Source organism: Paenibacillus sp. YPG26 (genome assembly GCF_023704175.1).
Taxonomy (GTDB): domain Bacteria; phylum Bacillota; class Bacilli; order Paenibacillales; family Paenibacillaceae; genus Fontibacillus.
Window position 1 is genome coordinate 661076 of the sequence record NZ_CP084530.1, and the last position, 17615, is coordinate 678690.

Annotated in this window: 16 protein-coding genes; 14 read left to right on the forward strand and 2 right to left on the reverse strand. The window is 52.7% G+C overall.

Features of this window, described 5'->3' with window-relative positions; all coding sequences use genetic code 11:
* Positions 1-24 precede the first annotated feature (24 nt).
* Positions 25-1374 (forward strand): MATE family efflux transporter, encoded by a 1350-nt coding sequence (locus tag LDO05_RS02960; RefSeq protein ID WP_251377431.1) that lies wholly within the window; start codon positions 25-27, stop codon positions 1372-1374.
* 535 nt (positions 1375-1909) lie between these two features.
* Positions 1910-4159, forward strand: coding sequence for an endonuclease MutS2 (locus LDO05_RS02965; RefSeq protein ID WP_251377432.1), 2250 nt, complete (start codon positions 1910-1912; stop codon positions 4157-4159).
* 164 nt (positions 4160-4323) lie between these two features.
* Here LDO05_RS02965 and LDO05_RS02970 read toward each other — a convergent pair whose 3' ends face one another.
* Positions 4324-4809, reverse strand: a complete 486-nt coding sequence (locus LDO05_RS02970) for a GAF domain-containing protein (protein ID WP_251377433.1) — start codon at positions 4807-4809, stop codon at positions 4324-4326.
* Between the two features lie 178 nt (positions 4810-4987).
* Here LDO05_RS02970 and LDO05_RS02975 point away from each other — a divergent pair, with 178 nt between their 5' ends.
* From LDO05_RS02975 to LDO05_RS02985, 3 genes are all read left to right on the forward strand, one after another.
* Positions 4988-5281, forward strand: a complete 294-nt coding sequence (locus LDO05_RS02975) for a hypothetical protein (RefSeq protein WP_251377434.1) — start codon at positions 4988-4990, stop codon at positions 5279-5281.
* A gap of 177 nt (positions 5282-5458) precedes the next feature.
* Positions 5459-6853 carry a DNA-binding protein gene (locus tag LDO05_RS02980; protein WP_251377435.1) on the forward strand — a complete coding sequence of 465 codons (1395 nt, stop codon included), beginning with the start codon at positions 5459-5461 and terminating at the stop codon, positions 6851-6853.
* Positions 6854-7372: 519 nt separating this feature from the next.
* A complete protein-coding gene (locus LDO05_RS02985; RefSeq protein ID WP_251377436.1) occupies positions 7373-7591 on the forward strand; it encodes an aspartyl-phosphate phosphatase Spo0E family protein in 219 nt (72 codons plus the stop codon).
* A gap of 89 nt (positions 7592-7680) precedes the next feature.
* On the opposite strand, the gene LDO05_RS02990 is transcribed toward LDO05_RS02985, so the two are convergent.
* A complete protein-coding gene (locus tag LDO05_RS02990) occupies positions 7681-8667 on the reverse strand; it encodes an alpha/beta hydrolase (RefSeq protein ID WP_251377437.1) in 987 nt (328 codons plus the stop codon).
* Between the two features lie 162 nt (positions 8668-8829).
* On the opposite strand from LDO05_RS02990, the gene LDO05_RS02995 reads away from it, so the two are divergent.
* From LDO05_RS02995 to LDO05_RS03035, 9 genes are all read left to right on the forward strand, one after another.
* Positions 8830-9408, forward strand: a complete 579-nt coding sequence (locus tag LDO05_RS02995; protein WP_251377438.1) for a GNAT family N-acetyltransferase — start codon at positions 8830-8832, stop codon at positions 9406-9408.
* Entirely contained in the window at positions 9408-10169 is a 762-nt protein-coding gene (locus LDO05_RS03000; protein WP_251377439.1) for an energy-coupling factor transporter transmembrane component T family protein, read from the forward strand. The genes LDO05_RS02995 and LDO05_RS03000 overlap by 1 nt, the downstream gene beginning before the upstream one ends.
* A gap of 98 nt (positions 10170-10267) precedes the next feature.
* On the forward strand, positions 10268-10861 hold the full coding sequence (locus tag LDO05_RS03005; RefSeq protein WP_251377440.1) for an ECF transporter S component: 594 nt from the start codon (positions 10268-10270) through the stop codon (positions 10859-10861).
* A 3-nt stretch (positions 10862-10864) separates the two neighbouring features.
* The gene (locus LDO05_RS03010) at positions 10865-12571 is read left to right on the forward strand and encodes an ABC transporter ATP-binding protein (RefSeq protein ID WP_251377441.1); all 1707 of its coding nucleotides are present in this window, start codon (positions 10865-10867) and stop codon (positions 12569-12571) included.
* Between the two features lie 227 nt (positions 12572-12798).
* Positions 12799-14289 carry an MDR family MFS transporter gene (locus tag LDO05_RS03015; RefSeq protein ID WP_251377442.1) on the forward strand — a complete coding sequence of 497 codons (1491 nt, stop codon included), beginning with the start codon at positions 12799-12801 and terminating at the stop codon, positions 14287-14289.
* A gap of 117 nt (positions 14290-14406) precedes the next feature.
* Complete coding sequence (locus LDO05_RS03020) at positions 14407-14751, forward strand: hypothetical protein (RefSeq protein WP_251377443.1); 345 nt, start codon at positions 14407-14409, stop codon at positions 14749-14751.
* Positions 14752-14910: 159 nt separating this feature from the next.
* Entirely contained in the window at positions 14911-15624 is a 714-nt protein-coding gene (locus LDO05_RS03025; RefSeq protein WP_251378594.1) for an ABC transporter ATP-binding protein, read from the forward strand.
* Positions 15625-15713: 89 nt separating this feature from the next.
* The gene (locus tag LDO05_RS03030; RefSeq protein ID WP_251377444.1) at positions 15714-16973 is read left to right on the forward strand and encodes an ABC transporter permease; all 1260 of its coding nucleotides are present in this window, start codon (positions 15714-15716) and stop codon (positions 16971-16973) included.
* A gap of 80 nt (positions 16974-17053) precedes the next feature.
* Complete coding sequence (locus tag LDO05_RS03035) at positions 17054-17539, forward strand: GNAT family N-acetyltransferase (RefSeq protein WP_251377445.1); 486 nt, start codon at positions 17054-17056, stop codon at positions 17537-17539.
* Positions 17540-17615: the final 76 nt, after the last annotated feature.

Genomic DNA, 17615 nt, shown 5'->3' on the forward strand with positions numbered 1-17615 from the left:
CTGTCGTGGCCCATTTTTATTGAATTGTTTCTGCAATTTTTGCTGGGCGCGGTGGATACGTTGATGGTCAGCCGGATTTCAGATGATGCGGTTGCGGTCGTCGGCTTCTCCAATCAGCTGTTCAACGCGTTAACCACGCTCTTCGCAACGGTTGCCGGCGGCGCGGGCATCTTGATTGCCCAGAAGCTTGGCTCGCATAGAGAGGAAGACGCAAGAACCGTAGCGATTATCTCGCTGAAGGTTACGGCTCTGATCGGAGCCTTGTTAAGCGTGCTGCTGATCGCCGTGCCCGGGCCCATTGCACAGATGCTGCAAATGCCGGAAGAGCTGCTGCCGCTCGCTAAGACGTATATCTCCATCGTTGGAGGCGGCATGATTCTGACGGCGATCATGTCCACACTCAGCACAGCGATCCGGAATACCGGCAATACGCAGGGACCGATGTATACAGCGGTCGGCATGAACATCATTCATATTGTGATGAATTACGGGTTTATATTCGGGGCGATCGGGTTCCCGCAGTGGGGGCTTGCGGGGGTAGCGGTATCCACATTGGTCAGCAGGCTCATCGCTACGCTCGTGCTTGTGTTCATATTTATCGGCACATTTCAGCGTAACATCGTCTGGTCGGATCTTCGCATCTTTGACCGCAAGCTGTTCAAGGAGATTATGCAGATCGGCTGGCCGCTGGGCGTGAATATGGGCTGCTGGGTGTTCTCGCAATTAGCGATCTTCTCATTCTTAGCCATGCTGGGGACCCAGGTTCTGGCGGCAAGAACCTACATGAACACGCTGGAGTCGTTCTGCTTCCTGCTGGGCTATTCTATCGCACTGGCCGCGCAGATTCAGATTGCCCACCTGTTCGGAGGGGGGAAGACGAAGGAAGCATACAAGTCCGCCTACCGGGCTCTGAAGTTCGGGCTGCCGCTGGTCACCATAAATGCATTCATTCTGCTGCTCTTCGGCAAGTCCCTACTCGGATTGTTCACAACGGATCCAGAGATTCTTACGATCGGGGTGTCCCTACTCTGGATGAATCTGCTGCTGCAGCCGGGCAAAATGCTGAATATGGCGCTGGGAGATGCACTAAATGCGCTTGGTGATACCCGGTTCGTCATGTACAACTCGCTGGTCTCCATGTGGATTATCGCAACAGGCTGCTCTTATCTGTTCGGAGTATCGCTGGGATGGGGCGTTGTTGCGATCTATGCTTGTATGATTATCGATGAATATGTCCGCGGGGCGGTGGCATTGATCCGCTGGAGAGGGCGCAAATATCTGCGGAACAAAGAAGCCGAGATGGAGCGTGAACGCACGGAAAGCTTGAGGGCGGCTGTGCCTGCTTCAAATGAGGACAGACTTAGCTTTAGCTAGAGGAATTCCTCTGGCTAAAGCTGGTTGACTCGGGAACATGTCTTCTGTTAAATTATAGGAAGAATTGAACCGCGGGGATCGCCTCGCCGGGTATCATTCCTATATTCCATTTTGGTAAGGGGAAATCTTGATGTTGGTGAATGTTCTTAACTAATAAATTTCATAAGACTGTTACGAAGGAGATGACTGGCGACGCTGGCTTTAAGCGTATGCTCTGTTTGATTCTGTCCTTCTGCGGTCTGAGATTTAGTTAAGAACACGCGGTACATCAAACGGCGCCTTACCTGCTGTTTTATTTCCAATGTACACTACACCGTGCTGTTTTTCAGCACGGTTTTTTTGTGTTACGGAGGGGATTGGGACAGCTGTATATGGGGTGGACTGAAGAGGCTGGATGCTAAGCTGCTTTCCTGGGGAAGGCGGTTAGAGACCGGTATATCTACAGTGCACTCCCTATTTAGAGGGCAAAGAATGACGTTAAGCATTCTTTGCCCTCTTTGTGTTATCTAATTATAAATTTCAGGAGGTTACACAAATGCAGCATTATACGCTAAACACACTGGAGTACGACCAGATCAAGCAGGATATCATGACTTATGCCGTCTCTTATGCAGGCAGGGAGATGGTCAGCAGCCTTGAGCCGACGAATCTGATTCATGTGATCCGAAGGTCCATGCAGGAGACGCTGGAGGCGAGGCTCATACTCGAAAAAGGCTCCAGTATCCCGCTGCCGTCCCTTGATGGAATTGAGCAGGTCGTGTCCCTGCTCGGAACAGGATACCTGTTCGGGGAAGAGGACCTCATGGCTGTCTACACCTTCCTGCACAGCTGCACCCAGCTGCGGAAGTATATGGACGGCAAGCGGGAGCTGGCTCCGGAGATAAGCTCCTATTCGGCTTCGCTGCGGGAGCTTCCGGATGTGCAGAAAGAGATTCTCAGGTGCATTCGTCATGGAAGAGTAACCGATGAGGCCAGCCGCGAGCTGGCGAAGGCGAGACAGCGCATGAATTCAGTGAGAGAACGTATCCAGAAGAAGATTCAAGGTATCATGTCCAGATATCAGACGATCCTGCAGGAGAGTCTGGTCAGTGTCAGGAATGGGCGCTATGTCATTCCGCTGAAGAAGGAATATTACCGCCAGGTCAAAGGGAGCGTACTGGATTATTCAACGAGCGGGCAGACGGTATTTGTGGAGCCTTACGAGATATCGGGGCTTCAAGCTGAGCTTGAGCTGTTGCAGGGGGATGAGAGCAGGGAAGAGGCCAAGGTTCTCAGCATGCTGTCCGACATGGTGGAGCAGGGGACCGAAGAAATCCGGATAAATATCAAGATTACCGGAACTTATGATTTTATCTTCGCCAAAGCCCGGCATGCGGTCGCCATAGGGGGCCAGGCGGTGGAGCTTAGTGAAGAAGGCCAGACCCGGCTGCTTGGCGCCAGGCATCCGAAGCTGCTCCAGAACATGGTTCCACTGGATATCGAGATAGGGAAGAGCTTCAGAACCCTGATTATCACAGGGCCGAATACCGGAGGCAAGACCGTTGTACTCAAGACCCTGGGATTACTAACCCTCATGGTGCAGTCGGGTCTGCTGGTTCCAGTGCTGCCCGGAAGCAGGTTCGGCGTCTATTCGAGAGTCATGGCCGTGATCGGGGACGGACAAAGTATTGAACAATCCCTAAGCACCTTCTCCGCCCAGATTACCAGCTTGGTGGGCATGCTTGCCGCGGCAGATTCACGGACACTGCTATTAATCGATGAGCTGGCTGCCGGGACGGATCCTGGAGAGGGGATTGCGTTATCCACGGCCATTCTGGAGGAACTGAGCGGGCAAGGGGCTTCGGTACTTGTGACTACTCATTTCAATGAGCTAAAAGTTCTGGCGGCGAGAACACCGGGCTTCGAGAATGCCCGGATGGAGTTCGATCCGGTATCCCTGCGTCCGCTGTACCGTCTGACCATTGGTCAGGCCGGACAGAGCTATGCGATAGAGATTGCCGATAAGCTGGGTATCCCTGCTGCTGTGCTTGACAGATCGAGGGCGCTGCTTTACAAGCAGCCCGTCCGGGCAGAAGGGGAACGATATCCGGATGACCGGGAAGGGCCGGAAGAGTGGCGAGACCCTGTTATAAGTGACGTGGGAAGCGAGGAGCAGGTCGGCTCCAGGGAGCAGCCGGCTCGGAATGTCTCGGAGACAGGTACAGGGCGGATAGAAGATGGGGTTGGACGAACAGATGCGAGGGCTGGAGGAACAGAAGCCGCAACAGGACGAACGAAGGCAGGGACTGAGCGGGCAGAAGCTATAACCGGACGGGCAGAATCAAGGACTTGGCGGGCAGAAGAAGTATCTGAGCGAACAGAAGCGGGAACTGAGCGAGAGGAAGCCATAAATACACGACTAGAAAAAGACCACAGTGATCAAGCCCAACTTCCTGGTGCTCAGGAAGAGCGTGAAGCATCGGCAGACCCGGTGGAGCAGCCAGCTGCGCCCCGGAGAGCTTTTGAAATTGGGGATGCCGTTAAAGTCACCTCTCTTGGAAAGGTAGGTATTGTGTACGAGGCTCAGGATCGGCAGGGGATGGTCGGTGTTATGGTTCAGAAGCAGAAGATGCGGGTTAACCATAAGCGCTTGAAGCCGTACATCTCCAAGGAGGAGCTGTACCCAGATGATTATGACTTCGATATTGTCTTTGAGACGAAAGAGAACCGGAAGAAGAAGAAAGTAATGAGGAAACGGCATGTGGAAGGAATGACCATCATCCATCAGCCTGACCAAGACAGGTAGACGTATAGAGCTTGCTTTGATAGACAGCTGATCCGCGTCAAGTATGTGAATCATAACCAGAGGCTAATAAGCGGATCAGCATAATCAGCGGCATTAGCGGCAAAAGGGACATCAATTCATTCCAAGGCGGAATGAGGCTGATGTCCCTTTTTGTAACCGCATGTCTAGACTGCCAGCTCTTCGGTAAGAATCTGAACGAACTTCTCCAGATACTCCTTGTCCAGTTCATCAAATCTTCCCTTCAGCGGGCTGTCAATATCCAGCACGCCAATCAGCTGGCCGTTCTTGATGACCGGAATGACAATCTCGCTGTTGGAAGCCGCATCACAGGCAATATGACCCGGGAAGGCATGGACATCCTCAACAACGAGCGTTCTACGCTCCCCGGCGGAAGTCCCGCATACTCCGCGGCCAAGCGGAATGCGGATGCAGGCCGGAAGCCCCTGGAACGGGCCAAGCACCAGCTCTGTACCGTCGAACAGGTAGAAGCCAACCCAATTCACATCTTTAAGAAATTGGCCAAGGAGAGCTGAGGCATTAGCCAGATTAGCGATCAGGCTGGGCTCACCGTGAACGAGTCCTCTCAGCTGACCAAGAACAGTCTCGTATTGATCATGGCGGGTGCCAGTATAATGATCTGCATGAAACATAGGTGTTCCCCCTTTTGGTGAATCAACGTTTTAATTAGAGCCCTTTTTGAGCCGGATGTCAACAGGTCATTCCCTAGAAATCAAGGCCCGGTAAGGCTTGAAGGCCGCTGAGTGTTTCCTAGGTAGCTGCTCGGGGTAAGTACAGTCTGAGCATCTCACACCGGAAGGAGAGTTATGTATGCGCGCAGATGTGCAAAATTTGTTTATCCGAATTCACATGCTCCACAAAGCTGGAATGGAAGATATTAATATGGGGGACATGCTGCTGCTGCTTGAGAAGCATGGCTACAAGGTTGCCGAGCGTGAAGTGAAGCAGGAGCTCGAGAGGCTGACCGAGGACAATTTCCTCACGCCCCACGATGATCAATATTCAATTACCGGTGCGGGGATTGAAGAGCTGAAAGAGATCAGAGCCGTGCTTCATGGACTCTGCAGCGAGGTTCTTCAGCCGGAGGCGGAACAGACAAGATAATCAAGGTTTAGCTGATATATAACATAGCGAAAAAAAGGCGGCTCTATTACTTATTTCAGAAGGATTTTCCATCTAATCCGGTGAATAACTAATAGGGTGGCCTATTATTTTTTTAATTAACCATTTGTTAAAAATATGCAATTTTGGTATTATTATAGATAGATTAGGAGGTGCTGAATGGAGTCTATGAGCTCAATTCGTTCGGAAATTGAGGATCACCTTTCGAGCTCCGGTTATACACTCACCACATTCGGACACCTTTCCGGAATGAACAGGGGCAGTCTTAGCGCAATTCTGCACGGAACTCCCCCAAAGCCTATAGCTATAAGACAATTAGACATTATTACAGAGACGCTGGGATACCCGGAAGGGTGGTTCTACCATTTATATCTGGATGAGTGTTTTGCCGGAACGAAGGTTTCGCGAAGACGGCTGGAGCCTTATTTGATTCGATGTGCCGAGCTGAACAAGGAGGAATGTCTGAAGGCGGCAATTGTAAGATTGCTGGAGACACCCAAACCGATTGGGATTCTGTTCGATATAGGCGAGAAGCTATATCAGAAGGGCCGAATAGCGGAATCGGCCTTGTTCCATGAAGCTGTGGCGGAGATGGAGAAGGACAGCCATTCCGAGCGTCTCGCCATAAGTCAGTACCGGTTGTTCATGGGAAAGCAGGGACCGGATGCGGAGGAGAACTGGAAGGCCGTGATCCGGTTCGAGCCTTTTCGCAAGCGGCTTCCGGAGAATCACCAGCTTGATGCCCTTCTGAAGCTTGCTAATGTCTGCTTTACACTGCATAAGTGGAAGGAAGTAGAGAAGTACTCTGATGAGCTGAGAGCATTGGCCCAGGCCGTATACCGGGAACAATTGAGACGGAAAGTACGGGAGAAGTCTTGTGAAGTGCTGGATACAGAACGGCACCTGGTGGTCTATTATGGTCAGGGCTATCTCCTGAAGACGGTCGCTCTCCAGAAGCAGGATCTGTATGATAAAGCGAAGAAGTACGTCACCGGCTATGCAGACTTAAGCTGGTTCGAGAATTTGAACGAAATAGGCTGGATGGAAGTCAAGAAATTCAAGGTCTGGGCCCGGGCGAATGCCTATACGCTGGAGATGCTCACTGGGAACATTGATATTTTGCCGGATTACTGTCAATTTCTGCAGGATCACCCTGAAGAGATTCTTCCTGGTCTGCTGACCATTGTTGAATCGGCGAATAAATACGGTTTCTATGCCGACCCTGTTATTGAACAGTGCTCCCAGGTGATCCAGAAGCTTAACAATCAGAACCCCATTGAAGTGGACAGGCATTATTCCTACCGCTACCAGCTCTCGATCTACCATTTCAGGAAGAATCAATATATAGAGGGAATAGCCCACATCCTGGTTGCCCTGAAGCTGGCTTACCTGCAGAACAATGATAGAGATGTCATTCAGAGTGTGACCTTATTTGAGGCTTACAGGGCTCATGCATCGGAACAGCAGAAGAGGGAATACCAGCTTTTGATGGAGGAGATCAGAAGCAAGGAGAAAGGTTATCCTACCGTGGGCCGCCGCTATCATTTCGCATAGTAATCAATTTCGCTGAAAAATCTTTACAAAAATAGAAGTTACCTAGTATTATAGACTTATAGGGAATATTATCCAAATTAGTATAACCCTGTACTACTCACAGATCTATTTCGGCATAAGAGAATGAAATAAAGTCCTGAATCAGGAGGTGAGCAGAATGAAGAAGGTAATCTTGTCTCTGGTCTTGGCTGTAGGAATCTTTAGTGGCGTTGCTGCTGCAGCACCAGCTTCTCACGGCGGTATTCAACCTTTGCTCAACCATGGCGTTGGCGGCTAGGGAATCATACCCGAAGAGCACTCGAGAGAGTGCTTTTTTAATTTCATAGACATTAAGCCGGATGGAATGACTGTAGAATTATCAGGTGCAACCGATAGATACAGATATATAGTGCTTGATATGCAGGTCGTTCGCAGCTGGATAATTCCGACATAAATCCTGATTTTTTGTTTTTGAAAAATATGTTTTTTTGGCATCATGGGGTATGATAAGCTGGTAATGATAGGAGAGAAGGTGAGAATATGGCATCCAAGGCTTATCAACCGCATGAACGACCTAATAAAGGCAGCAGAGTAAATGAAGAACTTCTTACGATTATAGAGAGTCTTAGATACGAACTGGCGGCTATGGCTGGAGAACAGGATTTCACCAATCCCCATGTTCTGGAGCTCAGCCAGCGGCTGGACAAATATATCGTTATGGCACAACACCAAATGGTCAGCGGTTATGCAGTGGAGTAGATTATGGCTAATTGCCTGTGTAAAATAACATAAGCCGCCTTAGCTTGAATCTGACAAGCATAAGGCGGCTTTAAGGCGTTCGGGTATTCTTAGTGCTGCGGCGCAGAAGTAATAGAGATGCCGGACTGGGTGGGCTGACCCGCGTCTATCCTTGAAGTAGAGCCTTCAAGAACTCCATCTATGAAAGCGTGCACCTTCCTGGTGTAGCCTTCGGGGTCCACTCCGTAGGCTTTGGCATGCTTGGCCCCGTCAATGATTAGCAGATCCCTGATTCCAGACTTGGCATCATACATATCCCTGCTCATACGGGTAGGTACATAAGTATCCGCCGAGCCATGAATGAACAACACGGGCAAGAGACTCTGCCGAACCGCCCGGATAGGGCTGACCTGGTCAAGTCGGAACCCCGCCTTGCGTTCAAGGCGCTTATCAATGAGAGACATGAGAGGAAACGCGGGCAGCTTGTTCAGAACCGTCAGTTGATAACGGATTAACTCGGTCAGATCGGAATAAGGGCAGTCGGCAATCACAAATTGGACGTTCGGATGGGCGATGCTCAAGTATTCCAGAACTGTTCCACCCCCCATAGACTGACCATGAAGTCCAATCAGGACATCCTCTCCGTAATGTTCGCGAACCCAGCCCACCCATACTTCGATATCATATTTCTCTTGGAAGCCGTAGGTGGTATAACGGCCTTGGCTTCTGCCGTGGCGGCGCTGATCCACAAGCAGAACGTTAAATTCCTTGTCCTCGAACATGCCTGCGAATTGAGAGGATACCTCTAAGGCCCCCGTATATCCATGTACGATGATAGCCCAGCGTGGGGAGCCTGGGTGGGATTCCAGCACATGTCCCCTTAACAGCAGGCCATCGCGTGAGGTAACGCTAACTTCCTTTTTGATCAGAGCTTCAAATTTCTCACGGGAGAACACTCCTGTCTTCTCCATAAATTTGAACCGCCCTTCGTACGTCTGCGGCCGCATTTGCGTAATCTGACGGAAGCCATACCGGGTGAGACCGCTCAGGGTAAGCAAGATAATGAGTACTACAATAATCACAACGGTGTATGTCATGAGAGAGATTCCTCCAAACCTGGTTCTTAATGCTTATATTATCACCGAAATGTTAGCTGGAATATCGTCTCTGTAAAATTGTTGTCAAGACTTTGACGAGAACGGAGTAAGTATGGTTACCTAGGTTAAGTGGTTAGAACTGCTCAAGGAGGAGTGGACAGAATGTACAGATGCGGGGGAGTCATTCCTGAGCTTCATAGCAGCCGCCTGCGGCTTAGAAGGCTGGAGGATAGTGACGCGGCACAGCTCTTCAAGTATTGGGGGGATGACGAGGTCGTCAGGTATCTGAACATGTCCAGACTGGAAACAGTACAGGATACGCTGGATATGATTAACTTGCTTAATGGCTTGTCCGAGAGCGAAGATACCCTGAGGTGGGGCATTGAGCTGAAGGAAACCGGCGTTCTGGTCGGCAGCTGCGGATTCAATGTATGGCAGCTGGCCGGAGCCAACCGGGGGGAGATCGGCTACGATCTTGGGGTAGATTACTGGGGCAGAGGTTATATGCCGGAGGCTCTGCTCACCCTTATGGAATTCGGCTTTTCTGTGATGGGGCTTAACCGGATTGAAGCGCTTGTGCTGCCGGAGAACAGCGCCTCAAGAAGGATGCTGAACAAGCTTGGATTTCAAGAAGAGGGGCTGCTGCGGGAGTATCAGCAGAATGAACAGGCTGAAGGGTATATTGATCTGTATTTATATGCGCTTTTGAAAAGGGAATTTGTGCAGAGGAGCGTGACATAGTGAGCGGCAGAACTACAAAATTAAAGGGACGCTTCGTTCTTCAGGGGTTCGATCCTCTAAGCAAGCTGGTTGCTCTGATCTGTCTTGCTGCACTCGCGATGCACTGGGAGAATCCGCTTCCGCTGGCATTAATGCTTGTGTTCCTGGCAGGCGCAGCGTGCTTCGGAGCTGGGATGACGCTTGGGGCACTGAGGCAGAGAATGGCTTTTATCGGCGGATTCAGTCTGCCTCTATTCCTGTTGACCACACTTGCGGCCCCGGGCGGCAGGGTGCTTGGGTCGATCGGACCTCTGGAGCTGACTACAGGAGGGCTGTACGATGGTGGTGCGGCCGCACTTCGGATGTGCTGTCTGTTCCTTTCTTCGCTGGTCTACATTGCTTCCACCGATCCCGGAGACTTCGTGATAATGGTGGTACAGAAGCTGAAGATTCCGTATCGGCTGGCGTTCGGGGTATCGATTGCGCTGACATTCCTTCCCCTGCTAGAGCAGGAAGGCAGAGCAGCCGCCGCAGCCCGGGAGATTCGGGGTGGCCGCCCAGTGCGGGGAGTCCGAGGACGGGTACAGCGGATCAAGAGTCATGTGGCTGCCATGTTCACTGCTGCGATTAGACGGATCCAGCAGACGGCGGGAGCCATGGAGTCCAAGGGGTTCGGAGCCTACCCCGGCAGAACCTTCCTCAGAGAGGTGCCGCTTCAGATGAAGGGGCTGCTCATGATGCTGGCAAGTGTGATAGTCACCGCCTGCATGTGGGTCCTGTAGAGGGCTGGACGGCCGATAGAATTATAAATAGGACTTGACGCAGGATAATTGTTAACCTAAATTAATATTGTTAGTTGACAATAGAAAGGGAGATCAAGATGGCAAGTTCCAGAAGAAGCATGGTTGCTTCATTCTCAACCATGGAAATTGTACTTATGGCCATGCTGGCCACAGCCAATGCGGTGATGACGACATACATATCACCCGTCAATCAGGCGCTCAATACGTTGGGAGGGCCGATTGCCACATCATCCATAACCGGAATATATATGATCTATGGACTCCTCGCTTATTATATTATCCGTAAGCCCGGAACAGCGGTTATTACCTACGGGATTGGCGGCGTGGTACAAGCTTTCATGGGCACGGCTTACGGTATAGCTTCCTGCTTCGTCGCCGCGGCATGCTACATGGTGATTGCCGAGCTTGTATTTGCAGTCGTCCGCTACCGCAAGTGGAGTCTGACGGTTCTAATGATAGCCGGAGGAGCCATGGTGCCAATCTGGTTCTTCTTCGCAGCGAACATGTTCGGCTATACCAAGTGGGGAACTCCGGTCCTGCTTATTGCGCTTGGGGTAAGGATTCTGAGTGGGATTCTGCTGTGCGGCCTTCTTACTAAAGTTCTGGGAGAAGCTCTTGTCAGAACCCAGCTGCTGAGACGCTTCGCGATCAGCCGGGGACAGGAAGCCTAGATCTTGAAAGCTCCGGTGATCGAGCTGTATAACGTGACCTACACATACGAGACGGAGAACCGGCCTGTGCTGAATAACCTGTCCCTGGTTGTGGAGCCGGGTGAGTGGGTGGCTGTAACAGGGCGGAGCGGAAGCGGCAAGTCCGCACTGTGCCAGCTGCTGAATGGATACCTTCCCCGTGCCGGAGGTGGAGAACGGCAGGGCATCGTCCGCATCGGAGGAATTGACCCGCTTGAAGCGGAGATTGCGGAGATTGCCGTGCGCATCGGGGTTGTCTTCCAGGACCCGGATGCCCAGCTGGTGCAGGGAAGGGTGGAAGACGAGGTCGCCTTCGGCCCCGAGAATCTGTATGTTCCCGCACCCGTGATTGCCGGGCGGGTAAGCGCAGCCCTGGACGCCGTCCGGCTGACGGAGCAGCGGACAAGCTCTGTCCATGCGCTGTCCGGTGGTCAGCGGCAGCGGACGGGCATTGCCGCGGTCCTGTCCATGCAGACACCAGTCATCGTCTTCGACGATGCGGCGTCCAGTCTGGACAGGGCTTCGCGGGAGCAGCTGCTCGCGCTGCTGCAATCGCTGCACGCGGAGGGGCGCACGCTCTTGACGGTGTCCAGCCGCGTCGATGCAATCGCAGCGGCGGCTGGGCGCCTTGTGGTGCTTGAAGGCGGGGCCGTTGCCTTGGACGGCCCCGCGGCAGAGCTTGTGCGCACCGGGCGGGATCGCCTGGCGCAGCTCGGCGTGCTGCCCCGCGGGGCGGGCCCGGGCGGCGCACAGCCAGCCGCACAGCCGAGCGCTGCGCCAGCCGCTGCGCCGGCGGCGCTGCCGCGGGGCGCGGGCCCGGACGGCGCACAGCCAGCCGCGCAGCCGGGCGCTGCCCGAGGCGCTGCGCAGGCGGCGCTGCCGCGGGGCGCGGGCCCGGACGGCGCACAGCCAGCCGCGCAGCCGAGTGCTGCCCGAGGCGCTGGGCCGATGGCGCGGCCCCGCACAAGCCTGCGCGGCGCGCTTGCCGCTTCGGGCCAAGGCGAGCCGCCGCTGCTTGAGCTGCGGAACCTCACGTTCCGCTATCCAGGCAGCGCCGCCGCTGTGCTCCGCGGCATCAACCTGTCGCTGCGCCCGGGGGAGTGGGCGCTGATCTGCGGGGAGAATGGCTCCGGCAAGACGACAATGTCGCAGCTGCTGATGAACCTTCTCCCCATGCCCCGGGGCTTCTTTTACTGGGAAGGCAAGGAAGCCTCACGCATGAAGACCTATGAGCTGGCGGAGCAGATCGGTTATCTGTTCCAGGAGCCGGAGCACCAATTCGTTGCCTCGAACGTATTGGATGAGATACTGTTCGGACCCGCACGGGACCTGTCGCTTGAACCGGGAGCTTCGGTTCCCGAAGAAGTGAGGCTGCGGGCGGAGCGGCTCCTTGAAGCCGCCGGACTCAGCGGGAGACTGGATGCCTCCCCTTATCTGCTAAGCGGGGGAGAGAAGCGCCTGCTGGGTGCTGCAGCCCAGTTCATGTCCCCCAAGAAGCTGTATATTCTGGACGAGCCCACAGCAGGCACCGATTACGCTGGAACAGAGCTGTTGATTAATCTGTGCAGGGCAGCCTCGGGGGAAGGTGCGGCGCTTCTGATCATCACCCATGAACCTGAACGTTTTGAAGATGAGGCGGATACCCTGTTCACCCTGGATCAGGGTGAGATAAGCAGATCATCCATAAGCTAGCTGTCCGAAGGGATACCCTTCGGGCGGCTTTTTTGTCGTTCGGATTTATGGACTTCCTTTGGGCAGAGGTTTATAATTACATTTTGCAAATTGTTAACACAGCATCGTCTACAATGCTAAGACTAAAGAATTACCCAGAGCAACAGTGTGAAATGATTCTGGAGAAGCGTGTAAATCATCATTTCAATCAACATAGAAGGGTAGGTCATATTCACGTGCAGTCCTCTTTGAAGCGAAACTATATTTTGGCCGGCCTCCTGCTGTCAACCTTTCTTGCAGCTATCGAAGGCACGGTGATCGGGCCCGCGGGACCGAGAATTGTTGGTGACCTTGGCGGGGCCCAGCTGCTCAGCTGGGTGTTCACCGCCTATTTGCTAACGATGTCTGTGGCAACGCCGATCTTTGGCAAGATCAGTGATCTGTTCGGACGGAAGCTGGTATTTATCATCGGCTCGGTACTGTTCCTGGGTGGATCCCTGCTGTGCGGATTTGCTGGAAGTATGGAGCAGCTGATCATCTTCCGGGCAATCCAAGGGATCGGAGCCGGCGGGCTGATTCCGGTAACCTTTACCATCATTGGAGACATCTATTCCATAGAGGAACGTTCCAAGGTGCAGGGCTATGTCAGCTCGGTATGGGGGATTTCTTCCCTGGTTGGACCTCTGCTCGGCGGGTATGTGGTGGACTCCTTGAATTGGAGATGGGTGTTCGGCTTCAATATTCCGTTCGGCCTGCTCTCCGTTGTCTTCATTATCAAATATTTGAAGGAGAACATAGAGAGAAAAAAGGTCAAGATCGACTATGCCGGCGCCGTGACTTTTACGATCGGGGTAGCCGCCCTGCTGTTCGGGCTTGCGGCAGGCGGACAGTATTTTGCCTGGAATTCACCTGAACTTCTGGTTATTCTTCTGGTTGCCGTTATCGCTCTGGTGTTGTTCTTCCTTGTGGAAAAGAAAGCCGAGGAGCCGCTCGTACCCCTCAAGCTGTTCCGCTATAGAGACATCGCCTTCTCTAATATTGCGAGCCTGCTGACCAGTGCTCTGCTGATCGGACTCACCTCCTATTTTCCGTTATGGGTACAGGGGGTTCTTGGCAAGAGCGCGACCCAGTCGGGTCTGCTGCTTGCACCGATGTCCGTGGCCTGGCTTATCGGATCGGTGATCGGAGGCCGCTTGATCGTCAGACATGGCTCGCGCCTGATCTCGTTGATCGGACTGCTATTCGTATTGGTTGGCGCGGGCGGCATGGCATGGATTACGGACGAGACTCCGCAATACCTGCTGATGGTATGGAATGCGCTCTACGGGCTTGGATTTGGCTTCTCGTTCACCGTATTTACAATCATCGCCCAATCTTCTGTGGGCTTCAATCTAAGGGGCGCATCCACCGCGCTGAATTCGTTCGTGAGGTCGCTCGGCCAGACAATTGGAGTTGCTGTATTCGGGGTATTGCTTAACCAGCATATTTCCAGTGCGGCTGAAGCAAGCCGCAGACAGGGAACCGCCGTGACCCAGGACGATATCAACAAGCTGTTATCCCCAGAGAAGATCGCTGATCTGCCGAAGGAGTTGTGGAATACACTTCGTCATTTCCTGGAGGGCGGTCTCCAGCTTCTCTTCATCATTATGGCTGTGATTGCCCTGTTTGGTACGCTGAGCGTGCTTGGTCTGCGGAACAAGCCCCCAGGTACAGAGGAGACGAGCCGGGATCAAGCTTAAGGCTGATTATACGGCTATAGACTTGTGGGAGAGTGGCTGCGCTGGCCTTGACCGCCGGGATGAAGTATAAAAAAGGGTATGCCTCCACACCTTAACAGGTAAGGGGAGGTGTGATAGATGAACGAACCGTTCAATGTGGACCAGAATATGCTGGTTAACGCCTGGCAGCAGCAGCTGCCTGAGTTCCTGAATTCGGGAGACAGCGCCCAGGTGCTTGCGGATGCCAAGGATCCTCAGAGTCTGCGGATTCATATTAATGCAGCAGGGCATCAGTTCTATTCCTTTGACTTCCAGTGTACTTACCTGGATCCTCGCGAGATTAAGGTGAGTCTTGTGGATGTGGAAAGAGCCGGGGATCATGTGGATGAGCGAAGAGATGTCATACAGGATCTCGCCGCCGATTATTCCCGCCACCTGCATGAATGCGCGCAGGCCTTGCACAGAATTACGAATCAGTCTTAGATAAGCAGAGAGGGAAGAGCAGGCTCCTAACCGGAGCGCTGCTCTTCTTTTCTTTGGATTTTTTTGCGACTTTTCAGGGGTTATGCACGTTATTTTAATAAGCTGGGAATTGATTATAGTATCGTGAATACATCCACCTATAAGGAAGGAGCGGGCAGCTTGACTTACGACCAGGAGCATGTGATTCAAGTACATATTGAGGAAGCCGGATACGAGAAAGACAACCCGAGAATCCACGGCGTAGATATCGATGTGCGTGCTGGAAGGCTGACGGGCTTAATTGGTCCGAACGGGGCAGGCAAAAGCACCACGATCAAGACCATCCTTGGTCTGCTGCCGCATTCCAAGGCTGATATCAAGTTCGGGGGAACTTCCGGCAGCTATGCCTATGTCCCCGAACAGCCTGTCTATTATGATACGCTGACGCTCTGGGAGCACATGGACCTCGCCGCGGCCGTCTATGGACTGGAGGAGGCGGAATTTGAACGTGAGGCGTCATATCTGCTGGAGAAATTCCGTATGAGCGAGGTCCGTGATCATCTGCCGGCAAGCTTCTCCAAAGGAATGCAGCAGAAGATGATGCTGATGATCGGCTTTCTGATCCGGCCGGAGGTATACATTGTAGATGAGCCTTTTATCGGTCTGGACCCGAGAGCGACCAAGGACTTCCTGGGACTGCTTGAGGAAGAGCGGCGAAGAGGAGCGGGCGTGCTGATGTCCACGCACGTGCTGGATACTGCGGAGCGTATCTGTGATGATTTCATTCTGATCTCGAACGGGCAGGTGGCGGCAAGCGGAACCTTGGAGGATATCCGCGAAGCAAGCGGTCTTCCGGGAGCTTCATTATTTGATTGTTTCGACAAATTGACTTAACGGCCGCGGGAAGAGGCATTGTCCTCTGTTATATCAGGTCTATCCCGTTCTGACTGGCCTGAATCCACACGAGAAGGAGGAATCCGGGTATGCCGATGATCAGCAGCGAGCGCCTGTTTATGCGCCGGTTGATGGATCATTGCCGTAAGCAGTATGGCGTCATTCGTTCTGTCATAGATATCACAGTTGCCCTGTATATCGTTATTCCAGGAGTTCTGCTGCTGGCGCGATTATATTACGATCTGCTGGCTAGTCCGCCTGAATGGCTGACTCAGCTTCCTTTTGTTGTAATCCCATTGATTCTTATGCTGGTGATAAGTCAAAGCGGGGGGCTCATTCTATACCGCGAAGCCGCTGATATGCTGTTCCTGAAGCAGCATGAACGCTGGCAGAGCCGCCTCCTGCGTCTGGGCTTGTTCTTCAGCATTGCCTATCAAATTATAGTTGCAGCCGTTCTGGTGCTTATCCTTACTCCTGTGCTTCTTCAAGTCTTCCAACTTAACCTGACCGGAATTATCCTGCTGTTCGTAATTACAGCCGCATACAAAACGGCGCTAATTCTTGCAGAGCACCTCGTGCAGGTGCTGTTATCCGGCTGGCGCAGACACGTGGTCAAGTATTTAGCGTTTTTGCTGCTCGCAGCCGGGTATCTGTGGCCATCTGCATTGCTAATCACATCACCCTTGTGGGCATGTATCGCTGTGATAGGAATCATCGCTCTCGCGGCTGTGCTGGCTATCGTCCGTCTCCGGTTAAGAGGAACCTTTCTGGCTGATGTTCGTGAGGACGAGAGGCAGAAGACCGAGCTGACTGCCGTGCTGCTCTCGGGAGCCGTGGATAAGCCTCGTGAACAGAAGTCAAGACCCTGGATATTCCGGAAATCCAACCATCTGCTTCGTTCACGTGAAGCTCCAGAGCGGATTGCCGAGTCTGCCGTCAAGGCCTTCTATCGCAGTTATGTGAACATCCCGTTGTATTTTCAATTTACATTTATAGGCATGACCGCGTGTTATTTGCCTCCTTTTCCGGTAAATGTTCTGGTCTACCTGTCACTGATTATCTTGCTGTCCTACTGGATGAGCGGGTATCGTAAATATTTCCTTAACTCCCGGTTCATGAACATGCTGCCTTTGGAAGAGTCCACCGCCCGCCGCTTGGCGCCTCCGGCGATGAGATTGCTCATGCTGCCAAGTGTCCTGCTGTTAAGCTTGAGTCTTGGCGTTAAAATACTGCAGATCTGGTGGGCTGTCCCTGTCTTTATTCTTGTCGGGCTTGGGGTGAACTGGTGGGTAAGCGCGTCATTATGGAAGGTATTTGGGGTCGGCGCAGCAGACCGGAGGTCAGCATAATGGAACATTGCAGCTTGTAGTATACAAGTGTCCTCCTTGAATAATAGATTGGCTATATCAAATAACGGGAGCTGGTATAAATGGAATACCGTGTGCGTCCGATGAGTCCGGATGATATCAGACAGGTTCAGGTGGTGGCCAGAGCAAGCTGGCATACAGCCTACCAGGGGATCATTCCCACTGAGATTCAGGACCGGTTCCTGAATTCAGCTTACAGTGATGAGATGATGAAGCGGCGCCTAGAACAGTCATTCCTGTATGTTGCTGAAGATCGCGGCCGGATTGTTGGATTCGCCAATTTCTCACCTGTAAATGAAGACAAGGTAGTGGAGCTTATGGCGATCTATCTGGAGCCTGAATATCAGGGTAGAGGAATAGGCTCGGCACTTCTGCAGGAGGGAATTGTCCATTCGGCTGGAGCGAAAGAGGTCTATGCCCATGTCGAGAGAGAGAATAAGGCCGGAAGAAGATTCTATGAATCGAGGAGGTTCGTTACAGCTGCCGAGTTCGATGATGAATTTGACGGTCACAGGTTAAAGACTCTACGAATGGTGCTCACACTATGAGCTTCATAACAGAGGGCTTCGCTGCCCTCCAATGATAACAGGCCACCCATGGAACTCATCCATGGGTGGCCTGCTT

Coding starts and splice junctions, on each gene's coding strand:
- LDO05_RS02965 (WP_251377432.1), top strand. CDS start 1,910: ATGCAGCATTATACGCTAAACACACTGGAGTACGACCAGATCAAGCAG.
- LDO05_RS02970 (WP_251377433.1), bottom strand. CDS start 4,809: ATGTTTCATGCAGATCATTATACTGGCACCCGCCATGATCAATACGAG.
- LDO05_RS02975 (WP_251377434.1), top strand. CDS start 4,988: ATGCGCGCAGATGTGCAAAATTTGTTTATCCGAATTCACATGCTCCAC.
- LDO05_RS02980 (WP_251377435.1), top strand. CDS start 5,459: ATGGAGTCTATGAGCTCAATTCGTTCGGAAATTGAGGATCACCTTTCG.
- LDO05_RS02985 (WP_251377436.1), top strand. CDS start 7,373: ATGGCATCCAAGGCTTATCAACCGCATGAACGACCTAATAAAGGCAGC.
- LDO05_RS02990 (WP_251377437.1), bottom strand. CDS start 8,667: ATGACATACACCGTTGTGATTATTGTAGTACTCATTATCTTGCTTACC.
- LDO05_RS02995 (WP_251377438.1), top strand. CDS start 8,830: ATGTACAGATGCGGGGGAGTCATTCCTGAGCTTCATAGCAGCCGCCTG.
- LDO05_RS03005 (WP_251377440.1), top strand. CDS start 10,268: ATGGCAAGTTCCAGAAGAAGCATGGTTGCTTCATTCTCAACCATGGAA.
- LDO05_RS03020 (WP_251377443.1), top strand. CDS start 14,407: ATGAACGAACCGTTCAATGTGGACCAGAATATGCTGGTTAACGCCTGG.
- LDO05_RS03030 (WP_251377444.1), top strand. CDS start 15,714: ATGCCGATGATCAGCAGCGAGCGCCTGTTTATGCGCCGGTTGATGGAT.
- LDO05_RS03035 (WP_251377445.1), top strand. CDS start 17,054: ATGGAATACCGTGTGCGTCCGATGAGTCCGGATGATATCAGACAGGTT.